General features: G+C 69.5%; 10 protein-coding genes and 1 other RNA gene. 4 read left to right on the top strand and 7 right to left on the bottom strand.

Annotation, left to right across the window (positions count from 1 at the left end):
- The first annotated feature begins 16 nt into the window (after positions 1 to 16).
- The 3 genes from RH864_RS03415 to RH864_RS03405 all read left to right on the top strand — a co-directional run bounded on the left by RH864_RS03415 (position 17) and on the right by RH864_RS03405 (position 2,887).
- Complete coding sequence (locus RH864_RS03415; protein ID WP_310516111.1) at positions 17 to 634, top strand: 3'-5' exonuclease; 618 nt, start codon at positions 17 to 19, stop codon at positions 632 to 634.
- Between the two features lie 90 nt (positions 635 to 724).
- The gene (gene rmuC, locus RH864_RS03410) at positions 725 to 2,269 is read left to right on the top strand and encodes a DNA recombination protein RmuC (RefSeq protein WP_310516110.1); all 1,545 of its coding nucleotides are present in this window, start codon (positions 725 to 727) and stop codon (positions 2,267 to 2,269) included.
- Positions 2,270 to 2,497: 228 nt separating this feature from the next.
- Positions 2,498 to 2,887: a VOC family protein gene (locus RH864_RS03405; RefSeq protein ID WP_310516109.1), complete on the top strand. Its 390-nt coding sequence runs from the start codon at positions 2,498 to 2,500 to the stop codon at positions 2,885 to 2,887.
- A 116-nt stretch (positions 2,888 to 3,003) separates the two neighbouring features.
- Here RH864_RS03405 and RH864_RS03400 read toward each other — a convergent pair whose 3' ends face one another.
- Positions 3,004 to 3,717 (bottom strand): hypothetical protein, encoded by a 714-nt coding sequence (locus tag RH864_RS03400; protein ID WP_310516108.1) that lies wholly within the window; start codon positions 3,715 to 3,717, stop codon positions 3,004 to 3,006.
- A 209-nt stretch (positions 3,718 to 3,926) separates the two neighbouring features.
- Here RH864_RS03400 and ssrA point away from each other — a divergent pair.
- Positions 3,927 to 4,317, top strand: a transfer-messenger RNA (tmRNA) gene (gene ssrA, locus RH864_RS03395).
- Between the two features lie 74 nt (positions 4,318 to 4,391).
- Here the strand turns inward: ssrA and RH864_RS03390 are convergent.
- The 6 genes from RH864_RS03390 to RH864_RS03365 form a co-directional block, all read right to left on the bottom strand.
- Entirely contained in the window at positions 4,392 to 5,753 is a 1,362-nt protein-coding gene (locus RH864_RS03390) for an MFS transporter (RefSeq protein ID WP_310516107.1), read from the bottom strand.
- Between the two features lie 202 nt (positions 5,754 to 5,955).
- Positions 5,956 to 6,951 (bottom strand): class II fructose-bisphosphatase, encoded by a 996-nt coding sequence (glpX, locus tag RH864_RS03385; protein WP_310516106.1) that lies wholly within the window; start codon positions 6,949 to 6,951, stop codon positions 5,956 to 5,958.
- 112 nt (positions 6,952 to 7,063) lie between these two features.
- Positions 7,064 to 8,326, bottom strand: coding sequence for a four-carbon acid sugar kinase family protein (locus RH864_RS03380; RefSeq protein WP_310516105.1), 1,263 nt, complete (start codon positions 8,324 to 8,326; stop codon positions 7,064 to 7,066).
- Between the two features lie 155 nt (positions 8,327 to 8,481).
- On the bottom strand, positions 8,482 to 9,816 hold the full coding sequence (locus RH864_RS03375) for an MFS transporter (protein ID WP_310516104.1): 1,335 nt from the start codon (positions 9,814 to 9,816) through the stop codon (positions 8,482 to 8,484).
- Between the two features lie 78 nt (positions 9,817 to 9,894).
- Complete coding sequence (locus tag RH864_RS03370; protein ID WP_310516103.1) at positions 9,895 to 10,638, bottom strand: FadR/GntR family transcriptional regulator; 744 nt, start codon at positions 10,636 to 10,638, stop codon at positions 9,895 to 9,897.
- 90 nt (positions 10,639 to 10,728) lie between these two features.
- The gene (locus RH864_RS03365; RefSeq protein WP_310516102.1) at positions 10,729 to 12,096 is read right to left on the bottom strand and encodes an NAD(P)H-dependent oxidoreductase; all 1,368 of its coding nucleotides are present in this window, start codon (positions 12,094 to 12,096) and stop codon (positions 10,729 to 10,731) included.
- Between the last annotated feature and the right edge of the window lie 144 nt (positions 12,097 to 12,240).

Raw genomic sequence — 12,240 nt, 5'->3', positions numbered from 1 at the left:
TGCGAGCATGCATGGCGTGTCAGTGAACTTCACCGCGATCGATTTCGAGACCGCCAACGGATCGGGCGCCTCGGCGTGCTCGGTCGGGCTCGTGAAGGTGCGCGACGGCCGGGTGGTCGATCGTGCGTACTGGCTGCTGCGACCCCCGTTCCCGCACGACGAGTTCATGGAGTGGAACGTGCGCATCCACGGCATCACCCGTGAGATGGTCGCCGACGCACCGAGCTGGGGCGACCAGCTCGCGGCGTTCCGGGAGTTCGCCGAGGACGACTGGCTCGTCGCTCACAACGCGGGGTTCGACATGGGGGTCATCGCGAAGACCTGCGCCGCGCTCGCACTCGACGTGCCGGACCACTCGTACCTCTGCAGCCTGCAGGTCGCACGCAAGACATACACGCTGGACTCGTACCGGCTCCCCGTCGCGGCGATGGCCGCGGGGTTCGAGGACTTCTCCCATCACAACGCGCTCGACGACGCCCTCGCCTGCGCGGCGATCGTGGTGCACGCCGCGAAGCGGCACGACGCGGTCGACCTCGCGGCGCTCGCGAAGGTGACGGCGGTGCGCGTGGGCGCACTCGGACCCGTCGCGCAGCGCGAGCAGGCTGCGGCGCACGGGCCGATGGCGTTGCAGTAGGGCCGCTTCGAACCTCGGCGATGGGCCGGGCTCGCCCCGCGCCGGGGCGCTTGACGGTCGATGTCGGCGGGGCCTGCGACACTTTCCGGCATGGAACTCCTGCTGCTCATCATCGGCGTCGTCCTGGGCCTCGCGCTCGGCGCGCTGGGCACCTGGGCCGTGCTCTCCCGGCGCGCCGCCGGGGTCACGACCTCGATCGAGTCGGTGGAAGATCCGGCGCTCGTCGAGGCGCGGCATGAAGCCGCCATCGCGGCCGTGCAGGCCGCGCATGCGGCCGAGCAGGCCGAGCTGCGGGCCGCGCACGCCGCCGAACAGGCGCAGCTGCGCACCGAAGCACAGCGCGTGCAGGGTGAGTTGAAGGCCGAGCTCGCCTCGGTCGAGGCGACCGTCGGCGGTCTGCGCGAGCAGATCGAGTCGGCCCGCACGCAGTACCGCGAGATCGTCGAGCGTCAGCGCGACGAGCAGCGCGAGCGCGAGTCGCGCGAGGCGGCCGAGAGCAAGGTGCTGCAGGCGCTCGCACCCGTGAAGCAGACGCTCAGCGACATGCAGTCGAAGGTCACGCAGCTCGAGACGCAGCGGCACCAGCAGCACGGCGAGCTGAGCCAGCAGCTCAAGATCGCGGCCGAGAACGAGGAGCGTCTGCGGTCGACCGCGGAATCGCTCGCCTCCGCGCTGCGGTCGAACAGCACGCGCGGCGTGTGGGGCGAGACCCAGCTGCGCAGCGTGGTCGAGGCCGCAGGGCTGATCGAACGCGTCGACTTCGACACGCAGCACTCGATCACGAGCGATGCCGGCGCCGGGCGCCCCGACATGACCATCAAGCTGCCGGGCGGCAAGAGCATCGCGGTCGACGCGAAAGCCCCGTTCAACGCGTACCTCGAGGCGAGCCAGATCCCCGAGTCCGCGACGGGCGCCGAGGGCGCACGTCGCGAGCAGCTCATGAAGCAGCACGTCAGGGCGGTGCGCGACCACATCACGGCGCTCGGCAGCAAGGCGTACTGGGGCGGGCTCGAGGCCTCCCCCGAGATGGTGATCGCGTTCATCCCGAGCGAGTCGCTGATCTCGAGCGCGCTGACCGCAGACCCGACGCTGATGGAGTTCGCGTTCGGCAAGCGGGTCGCGCTCGCGTCGCCGGTCACGCTGTGGTCGGTGCTGAAGACCGTGGCGTTCAGCTGGCAGCAGGACGTGCTCACCAAGGAGGCGAAGACCCTGTTCGACCTCAGCCGCGAGCTGTACTCGAGGCTGTCGACCACCGCGGGGCAGATCGAGAAGCTCGGGCGGACGATCGAACGCTCCGTCAAGGACTACAACGCGTTCGTCGGATCGCTCGAGTCCCGGGTGCTGCCGACCGCACGGAAGCTCAAGGCGCTCGACGAGACGAAGGTCCTGGCGACGCTCGAGGGCATCGACGAGAGCCCGCGCGAGCTGACGGCGTACGAGCTCACCACGGCGCTTCCGGCCGAGCCCGAGGCTGCCGCCGAACTCGAGAGCGGGACGGTCGATGTCGAGACGGTCGAGAGCGAGGTCGTCGAGACCGAGGTCGTCGAGACCGAGACCGAGACCGAGGATGAGGACGACAACGAGGTCGAGGGCTTTCTCTTCGCCGACATCGACCCCGAGATCCGCTCGATCTGACGCCGCTCGCTTCTCGTGCGCCCGATCCAGGCCCGTGGCGGCCCCGCGATGTGACCACGACACCGACGCTCGACCGCCGCACGCTGATCTGCGATGCTGGCCCCACGAGCGACGGGTGGTGGCCTCGCGATCGCGTTGGAAGCCGAAAAGTGGGTAGACGGCGTGTAGGCAGGCCTTCCAACCCACTTTTCGACTTCCAACGCGACGATCGGCGAAAGGGTGACGAACATGGTGACGATCACGGATGCGTTTCAGGGGTTCAGCGTCGACGACGTCGAGGCCGCGCGCCGGTTCTACGGAGAGGCGCTGGGCCTCGAAGTGACCGACGAGATGGGCGGGCTGGGGCTCACGCTGCCGTCGGGTCAGCACGTGTTCGTCTATCCCAAAGACGATCACACCCCGGCCACGTTCACGATCTTGAACTTCGTCGTTGACGATCTCGACCGAGCGGTCGACGAGCTCAACACGGCGGGCGTCGTGACGAAGATCTACGAGGCACCCGACGACTACGGCACCGACGAGCGCGGCATCATGCACGGCGAAGCCTCCGGCATGGGCCCCGACATCGCCTGGTTCCGCGACCCGGCCGGCAACGTGCTCAGCGTCATCAAGGCCTGACCCGGGCGCGGTCGGCGCGCGTCGGTGCAGTCGGCGTCCGTTGGCGCGTGGCGATTCGGTCCGTGAGCCGACGAACGGCAGGTGCGTTGAGCGCACCTGCCGTCCCGTCCGCCGCCCTACACCGCGGACGTTCGCCCTCCCCGCCCCTCAGCCGCGAACCCGATCGCGGCCACCAGAAGCCAAAGGATGCCGGGCCCAGCAGCCATGTACTGCAGCGGCGACAGCGCGACCAGCACGGTGATCCCGCCGAGCGCGAGGCTCGTCCCGCCCAGCCAGCGCGCGACCGCCCTCGCTCGCGCCGCGACGCCGACCGCGAGCGCGGCGAGCCCCGCCCCGACCCACAGCCACGGGATCGTGGCGATCCAGTGCGAATAGAACCCGATATCGCTGGGCAGGTTGATCGCTGTGTCAGCGACTCCGAACAAGAACTCGGTGTCGAGTCCGGACCCGAACACCTGCGCCGCCGCGACGAGCAGCATGCCCGCGAACGCGATCAGCGGAAGCGACGAGCGATCCGGCAGCGCCGCAGCGAGCCGTCGGTGCAGCCCAGCGGCGAACACCACGACCAGCATCGCCGATCCGAGCGTGACGATGTGGAACCCGATCAGCACGGGAAGCTGTGCCTGGAGCCCCGCGTTGATGTCGTCGGCGGTGATCACGTTGCCGGGGATGTACTCGGGTGACAGCATCATCGACAGGAACACGCTCGTGAACGAGCCGAGCGCCGCGACAGCGCCGCCGATCGCCCAGGCTCGCGCCGGCCGGCCGCGTTCGGCCTGAGCACTCGCCTCTGACTCAACGGCCGTAGGCCGTGCTGCTGCGCTGGACATGATGACCTCTCTTCGGGCTGGTCGCCGGCCCGGGTGTGCCGACTCCGTCAGCTTCACGGTCCCGGCGTCCCGCAGGGCAGAGGCCGATGTCCTCGGCATTCAGCCGATCGCCACCTGGTCCGCGTTGACCACGAACGTTCCGCATGCTAGTATTCACGTGCTTAGGCAGCGATTGGCAATTGCACAGTGCGTGATGGTGGCCCACTTCAGGGGATGATCGGTTTCGACGTTGACGACGAACCGGCGGGAAGCGGGTCGAGGAGGCCGGGTCATCTCGTGAACGCACCCGGCACCAGATAAGTGCCGAAAAGATCAGCACTGTTCCCTCGCAGCTCGACTACGACCTCGCGGCCTAGTCGCCAGCTCCGATAGGAACCGTCAGGCCGGAGATGCTCTCGATCCGGTTCTGGCGTCAGTGAGAGAGCTTGCTTCGATGCGGCGCCTCAGCACATCAGAAGGACACGAGCTGAGACTGGGTTCGTTGGAGATTGCTGCCGGTGGCGCGCTCCAGGACCGAGCAACACATCCACACCGGCTGCACCCGGAGAAGACGCCGACTCACGGCAGCGGACGGGGGTTCGATTCCCCCCATCTCCACTCGGCCACCATCACGCACGTGCGTGCCGCGTGCGTCGCCCGGCGCGAGTCCACCTCGCCGGGCGACGCACGGTCGGTCAGCGCTCGCCGGAGCGCTCGTGCGGTTCGTCGGAGGGTGGCTGGAAGCCAGCGGCGGCCTCGGCTCCGGTGACGATCGTCGGGTCGGGCGGCGCGGTGTCGAGCGGGTGCGCGAGCTCGTCGGCGCCGAGCTTGGCGACCGCGAGCGTCGCGACCGCGAGCAGCGGCGGCACGAGCCCCGCGATGAGGAACGCCGGCGCGAGTCCGATCGCCTCACCCACCGGCCCCGCGACCGCCATCGAGATCGGCATGAGCGCGAGCGAGACGAAGAAGTCGAGGCTCGACACCCGGCCCAGCATCGACGGCGGCACCCGGCGCTGCAACAGCGTGCCCCACACGACCTGTGCGCCGTCGAACAGCACACCGACGATGAACAGGGCGATGACCATGACCCACAGCCACGACGTGAACCCGATGATCGCGAGCGGCACGCAGCCCACGCCCCACGCGAGGATCATGAGCGTCAGATAGCGGCGCGGCAGCGGCCGCGAGGCCACGGCGAGCGACCCGACCGCTCCCCCGAGGCCGAACGCCGCGAGCGCGAGCGCGAACGCCCCGGCCCCGCCGCCCGTCTGGTCTTTCACCGCGAACGGCAGCAGCACCTCGATCGGTCCCATGATGAGGAACACCAGCAGGATCGAGAACACCAGCGTCGCGAACAGCCACCGCGTCTTCAGCAGGTACGAGAACCCGTCTCTGAGGTCGACGAACGCCTGCCGCACCGGGTGGACGTCGAGTCCGTCGAGGTCGCGACGCACGGGCGTCGTCCTCATGAGCACGAGCACGACGACCGCGACGCCCTGCAGAGCGGCCACCACGGCGAACGCCAGCCACGGCGCCTGGATCGCGATCAGGGCGCTCGCGACCGCGGGCCCGGCCGCCTGCATGACCGCGGGCCGCAGCACACCCTCGATGCCGTTCGCCGCGAGCAGCTGGCCGGCCGGCAGCAGGGCCGGCAACCAGGCCGAGTACGCCGGGTAGAAGAACCCGTCGGCGAGACCGAACACGAAGGACAGGGCCGCGATGTGCCACACCTCGATGACCCCGGTCACCGCGAGCACGGCCGCGACGGCGAACGCCACCCCGCGCACGATCTCGACCACGATCAGGATGAGTCGCTGCGGGATACGGTCGGCGGCGACACCGCCGAACAGCACCGCGAGCACGAGACCGAGGCTCGAGCCCACCGCGACGAACGAGAGGTCGATCGGCGAGCCGCCGAGCTCGACCACCTGCCACACGGCGGCGACGAGCCACGCACCCGCCGAGAGCAGCGACGCCGCGAGCGCGCCGACGAGCAGCCGGTACTGCCCGGAGGCGAACGGCTTCAGTGCGCGAGGGAGCCGGTCGGCGACGGTCACCGAACCATTCTCACGGATGCCACCGACACCCGCTCAGTTCTCCACACGCTGTCCTTCCCCACGCGCTGCCCGTCCCCACTCGCTGCCGCGCTCTCCGCGTGCGGTCAGCGCCATCGCCGACGAACCGCGCCAGCCCGGACTGTCGTGGCCGGCGCGACACGTCGGTGTGGGCGCGGTGATGCAGAAATGGCGCGGCAGCGCGTCAGCGGTCGGCTTCGTCGAGCCACTTCTCCGCGAGGTGGTCCGCGACCACGCGGCGGATGGTGCCGGAGCGCCCGCGCAGCACGAGGCTCTCGGTGCGGATGACCGGCCCCTTCTTGCGCACGCCGTCGAGCAGCTCGCCGTCGGTCACACCCGTCGCGACGAAGAACGTGTTGTCGCCGCGCACCAGGTCGTCGAGCTCGTACACGCGGTCGCAGTCGAGCCCCGCGGCCTCGCCCCGTTCGCGCTCGGCATCGTCGGTCGGCGCGAGCCGGCCCTGCATGAATCCGCCGAGCGCCTTGATCGCGCACGCGGTCGTGATGCCCTCGGGGCTTCCGCCGATGCCCACGCACATGTCGATGCGGGACTCGTACCGTGCGGCGTTGATGCCGGCTGCGACGTCGCCGTCGCTGATGAGGCGCGTGCCGGCTCCGGCCGCCCGGATGTCGGCGATCAGCTGTTCGTGCCGCGGCCGGTTCAGCACGGCCACGCGCAGCTCGCCGACGTCCTTGCCCTTGGCAGCCGCGAGCGCCCTGATGTTCTCGCCGATCGGCTTCCTGATGTCGACGACGCCGGCGCCCGAGGCATCCGTCACCAGCTTGTCCATGTAGAAGATGCTGGACGCGTCGAGCATCGTTCCCCGGTCGGAGACCGCGATGACCGAGAGGGCATTCTGACGGCCCGCGGCCGTCAGCGAGGTGCCGTCGATCGGGTCGACGGCGATGTCGCAGCTCGGCCCCTTGCCGCTGCCGACGCGCTCGCCGTTGAACAGCATGGGCGCCTCGTCCTTCTCGCCCTCGCCGATGACGACGACGCCGTCGAAGTTGACGGTGCCGAGGAAGGCACGCATGGCGTCGACCGCGGCACCGTCGGCGCCGAGCTTGTCGCCGCGGCCGATCCACGGGTACGAGCGGATCGCGGCCGCCTCGGTCGCGCGCACGAGCTCGAGCGCGATGTTGCGGTCGGGGTGGAGGTACAGGCTGTCATCGGTGCTCAAGGCGAGGTCCTTCCGGGCGTCCTGATTCGAGCGTATCGATCGGCACACGCGCCGGGCGTCACGGAGGACGCCCGGCGTGTGAAAGTTCGGCGATTCTTAACGCGGTCGCCGGTCAGGCCGAGACGGGAGCGTCGAGCCGCAGTGCGTCGAGCACCTCGACGAGCGTCTCGGGTCCGCCGACGTTCCCGGGCACGACGACGTAGAGCAGCATCCTGCCGTCCCGCGCCTCGAGCTCCCAGACCGAGACTCCGGGCAGCACCTGTCCGAGCACGACGGCCGAGCGCGCGCCGATCCCGGTGCTCGCCACCTCGGCCGAGGTGATGCCGCCCTTCGACACGACGACCTCGACGGCGGGCAGGGCGGCCTGTACGACGTCGGTGAGCGCCGTCATGACTCGCTCGCCGTGGTTGAGCGTGTCGTGCTCGGCGAGCCTGACGCGCTCGGAGGTGACCACCGCGAGACCGTCGCGGTCGATCCGCTCGAGCACGAGTGTCGTAGCTTCCGACGCGGCACCGGCGGGGTCGGTCAGGGCGGCGACGGTGTCGATGACCACGGGTTCGCCGTGTCGTTCGACGACGCCGGCGAGCTGCCGGGTCGCGCCCTCGGTGTGCGAGCCGCAGACGAGCAGCGTCGGCCGGGCGCGGTCGACGAGCGGACGCTCGAGCAGGCCATCGCTCTCGACGCCCGCGAGCATCGCGGCGAGCGGCGAGGCCGAGCGGACGACGATCGATGCGCCCTTGGCCCGGGCCCGGCGCACGGCCTCGGCGATCCGGCGGATGTCGTCGTTCGTGACCGCGTCGGGCACGACGACCGCGCCCGCCGGCGCGTCGAGCAGCACCGCCTCGAGCTCGTCGACGCCCTGCACCGCCTCGAGCGGCACGGGCACGCCGAGGCGGCCCGACTTGCGCTGGACGTACTCCTCGAGGACCGAGGTGTCGAACGGGAACACGGGGTCGGCCGCGTACTCGCTCTCGTCGGCGCGCACGTCGACGCCGTCGATGCGTACGTAGTGCACGCCATCGCGTGTCGTGCGACCGCCGTCGGGGAAGGCCGGCACGAACAGCATGACCGCGTCGCCGTCGAGGAACGCCTCGGTCTCGGCGAACACGTGCCCGCGCAGCGTCGAGTCTCCGCGGAGCACGAACTGCACGGGCTCGCCGAGCCGTTCGCCGGCGGTCAGCGCGTCGCGCCGCACGCGGCTCACGAGCTCGACCGCGCTGGACTCGTCGATCGCGCGGCTGTTGGTCTGCACGTACACGCTGTCCGCGGTGCGGAGGGCACGCTCGATGAGGTCGGCGTCGCTCTCGAGCAGGACGCGCACGCCGCTGGCGGACTGGGTGCCGGTGGGGTCGTCGTCGAGCACGACGGTCTTCATGAGGTCTCCTTGTGCGTGGTGCGGATGCGCGGGACCGAGACGGTCCGGCGGATGCCCCGGGCGGGTGCCGGGGGCATCCGGTCGGCCGGGCTGTGGCGAGGGCCGGATGCCTCGGGGCCGGCGAGACGCCGATGCGCCTCGCCGGCCCGCGGCGTTCAGGAACGCGACTGCTCGGCGATGACCGCGTCGACCGCGGCCTGCTCCTTCTTACCCCAGGTCTCACGCGTGAGCAGGGTTCCGACGAGGCCGAGGACACCGCACGCGAGGTAGACCCACGCGACGCCGCCCCAGCCGAGCGGGATGGCCACCGCGGTCGCGATCATCGGGATGAAGCCCGAGATCGCCGCCGAGAACTGGTAGCCGATCGATGCGCCCGACGAGCGCGTGTTCGTGTTGAACAGCTCCGAGAACCAGGCGCCCTGGGTGCCGGCCAGCATGTCGTGGATGATCGACATCGCGATGATGTAGACGAACACGATGATGTACGGCAGCCCCGTGTTGACGAGCAGGAACATCGGGAACGCGAACGCGATCAGCAGGATCGTGCCCATGAAGTAGACCGGCCTGCGGCCGAGCCGGTCGGAGAGCGCACCGAACAGGATCGTCGTGAACAGCCCCAGCGCGGCGGCGACGATGAGGCCCGTGAGCGCGGTCGCGCGGTCGGTGATGGGCTCGTCGCCGGTCGTGAGATAGGAGAGCATGTACGTGACGATCACGTAGAAGCCGCCCGACTCGGCGAGGCGCAGCGCGATGACCCGGAGGATGGTGCGCCAGTCGTTCTTGAAGACCTCCTTGAGGGGGTTCTTCACGACGAGGCCGGCGGTCTTGGTGTCCTCGAACTCGGGGCTCTCGGAGACCTTCGCGCGGATGATGAGGCCCGCGATGATGAGCACGGCCGACATGAGGAACGGCAGTCGCCACGCGAGCTCGTTGTCGAACGTCGTCGACCAGAGGAAGACGAGGTTCGCGAGCAGCAGCCCGAGCGGCACGCCGGCCTGCGGGATGGCGGTGTACCTGCCGCGCTTCTTCCATGGCGCGTGCTCGAACGTCATCAGGATCGCCCCGCCCCACTCGGCACCGAACGCGATGCCCTGGATGATGCGGATGAGCGTGAGCAGGATCGGCGCAAGGATGCCGACCTGCGCGTACGTCGGCAGCACGCCGATCAGCACGGTCGAGATGCCCATGAGCAGCAGGGCGCCGACGAGGACCGGCTTGCGACCGATCTTGTCGCCGAGGTAGCCGCCGATGACGCCGCCGAGCGGGCGCATGGCGAAGCCGATGCCGAACGTTCCGAAGCCGAGCAGCAGGCCGACGACGGGGTCCTCCGAGTGGAAGAACACCTCGTTGAAGTACAGCGCGGCAGCGGTGCCGTAGGCGAGGAAGTCGTAGTTCTCGATCGTGGTGCCGACGGCACTGCCGATCGCGGTCTTGAGCTTGTCCGGCGAACCGTCTTTGGCGCGCGCGCCGGGGTTCGGGGTGGTGGTCATGGTCGTCATGGTCGGTTCATATCTCCCTTGATGTGAAGGCCGTGGCGGGCCTTGCTCGCGGGAGGTGTGCGGCCCGAGTCAGCTCGGGATCGTGCTCCCCCCGCGGGGGCTGATTTTGTAGAAGTCGGCGATGTGGTGCCGAACCAGTTCTGCGGCTTTGCGTCCGTCGCGCTCGACGATCGCCTGGAGGATCTCGCGGTGCTCGGCCCGCACGATCTTCGCGGTCTCGCGCCAGTCCTCGAGCTCCGCGTACATCTCCACCATCTGGCGGTGGATGGCCGTGCGCAGCGAGCCCATGAAGTGGGCCGTGAGCGCATTGCCGGTCGATTCGGCGATGCGGACGTGGAACGTGGCGTCGAGGCGGTTGAACTCGGCTGAGTCGATCGTCGGATCCTCCATGCGGTCGAGGATCGCGGCGAGCTCGCGGTGGTCGTCGTCATTCGATCGGTAGGCCGCCTCCTCGACGCTCCAGGCCTCGAGCGACATGCGCGTCTCGAGGACATCGATCCAGCTGAAGTGCGCGAGCGCGATCTGCAGCTTGAGGAGGTTGACCATCCCGTCGCCCGGGGTGCTGTGCAGGACCGCACCGCCCTCGGGGCCGCCACCCCGCCGGATGTCCACGACGCCCAGCGCTTCGAGTACCCGCAGGGATTCCCGGAGCGACGGGCGCGAGACGCCCAGCAGGGCGGCGAGCTCGCGCTCGCTCGGCAGGTGGTCGCCGGCCTTCAGCCGTCCGTCGAGGATGCGCTCCTCGATCTGCGCCATGACCTGTTCGTAGGTTCTGACGCGCTGGACCGGCTCCCACCCGCTGGCAGCTGACATGCTCGACCCACTCCCGTGAATGTTCGTGCGACGCGGTGGGTTCACCGATCACCCTCACTGTAACGGTCATGGCTCGAGATGGTCTGGTGGTCAGGCCGCGGCGCGCTCGGCCTCGTGCTCGGCGCGGAATTCCGCTTCGAGCTCGCGGCGGACCTGGACGGCGAGCAGCGACTCGTCGGCGTCGATGTCGTCCCACGAGACCATGCGGTCCTTGGGGACGTCGCGGATGAGCTTGGCGCCGTGCGCGAGCCCGAGGGGCAGCGCATTGTGGTCGAGCGAGACCGCCGCGGGGGCCAGCTTGCCGAACACGGTGTAGCCGCCCTCGCCGTCGAGCGTGTCGCCGGCACGCAGGTCCTTCTTGGCCGTGGTGACGACGTCGCCGCGGAAGCCCGTGGGCGAACCGGTCGCCTCGCCGCGCAGCACCGCGGCGGCGATCGAGACACCGAGCTCGAGCCCGATCATGTGGTACGGACGGTACAGCTCGCCGAACCGGCCCGACGGGTCGGTCTGCACGCCGTACTCGGCGAAGCACTGCACGGCGTACTCGGTGCGCGCCTCGAACGTCACGTAGACGCCCCAGCGGAGATCGCGGTACACGTCGCTGCCGTCGCGATTCAGGCTCGAGACGATCTCGACGGTGCCCTTGCGGCTGAGCGTGCCGCCGTGCTCCTTCGGGATGATGAGCGTCGAGAGGTCATCGACGCCCGCGGGCGTGAAGTTCAGGCCCTCGTCCTGCGGGATGAGGCCGGTGCCGTTCGCGACCGCGGCCATCTCGATGGCCGACTTGGTGCCGTCGAGGAACGAGTTGAACATCTTCGGGTTGTAGTCGCCCGAGGCCAGCTGCTCGTCGGTGAAGCCGTAATAGTTCCACACCGTGTCTGGCGTGGAGTAGTTGTACTCGGGCAGGTACTTGGTGCCCTTGCCCGCGGCGACGACGTCGAAGCCGACGGTGCGCGCCCAGTCGACCATCTCGCAGATGAGTGCGGGCTGGTCCCCGTACGCCATCGAGTAGACCACGCCCGCGGCCTGCGCACGACGCTGCAGGATGGGCCCGACCATGCAGTCCGCCTCGACGTTGACCATGATCACGTGCTTGCCGTTCTCGATGGCCTTGAGCGCGTGATACGTGCCGATGATCGGGTTGCCCGTGATCTCCAGGATCACCTCGATCGGACCGAACGAGATCAGCTCGTCCGAGCTCTCGAGCACGTACGTGCCACCGGTCTTCACCGCGTCCTCGAGCGAGGTCGCCGCGTACCGCTCGGCAGCCCAGCCGGTGCGCTCGAGCGCAGCCCTGGCCTTGGGCACATTGATGTCGGCGACCCCGACGACGTGGATTCCCGGAGTGGTCGACGCCTGCGTGAGGAACATCGACGAGAACTTGCCGGCACCGATGACGCCGACCCGAATAGGACCCTGCGCCTCGGTTCGCTGCTGCATCAGCGAGTACAGATTCATCTCACTACTTCCTCGTAGCTCGGCCCGCGGGTCGAGGTGGAACGGTGGTGGGTGGATGGTCAGACCATCTCTCGGTGATCGACCCTAAGCTTGGTCTGACCATTTGTCAAACAGGCCGGTTCGTGCGTCCGCGACCCACGCGAG

The organism is Agromyces aerolatus, assembly GCF_031432255.1.
Classification (GTDB): domain Bacteria; phylum Actinomycetota; class Actinomycetes; order Actinomycetales; family Microbacteriaceae; genus Agromyces.
This window is presented reverse-complemented; position numbering and strand designations above follow the sequence as displayed.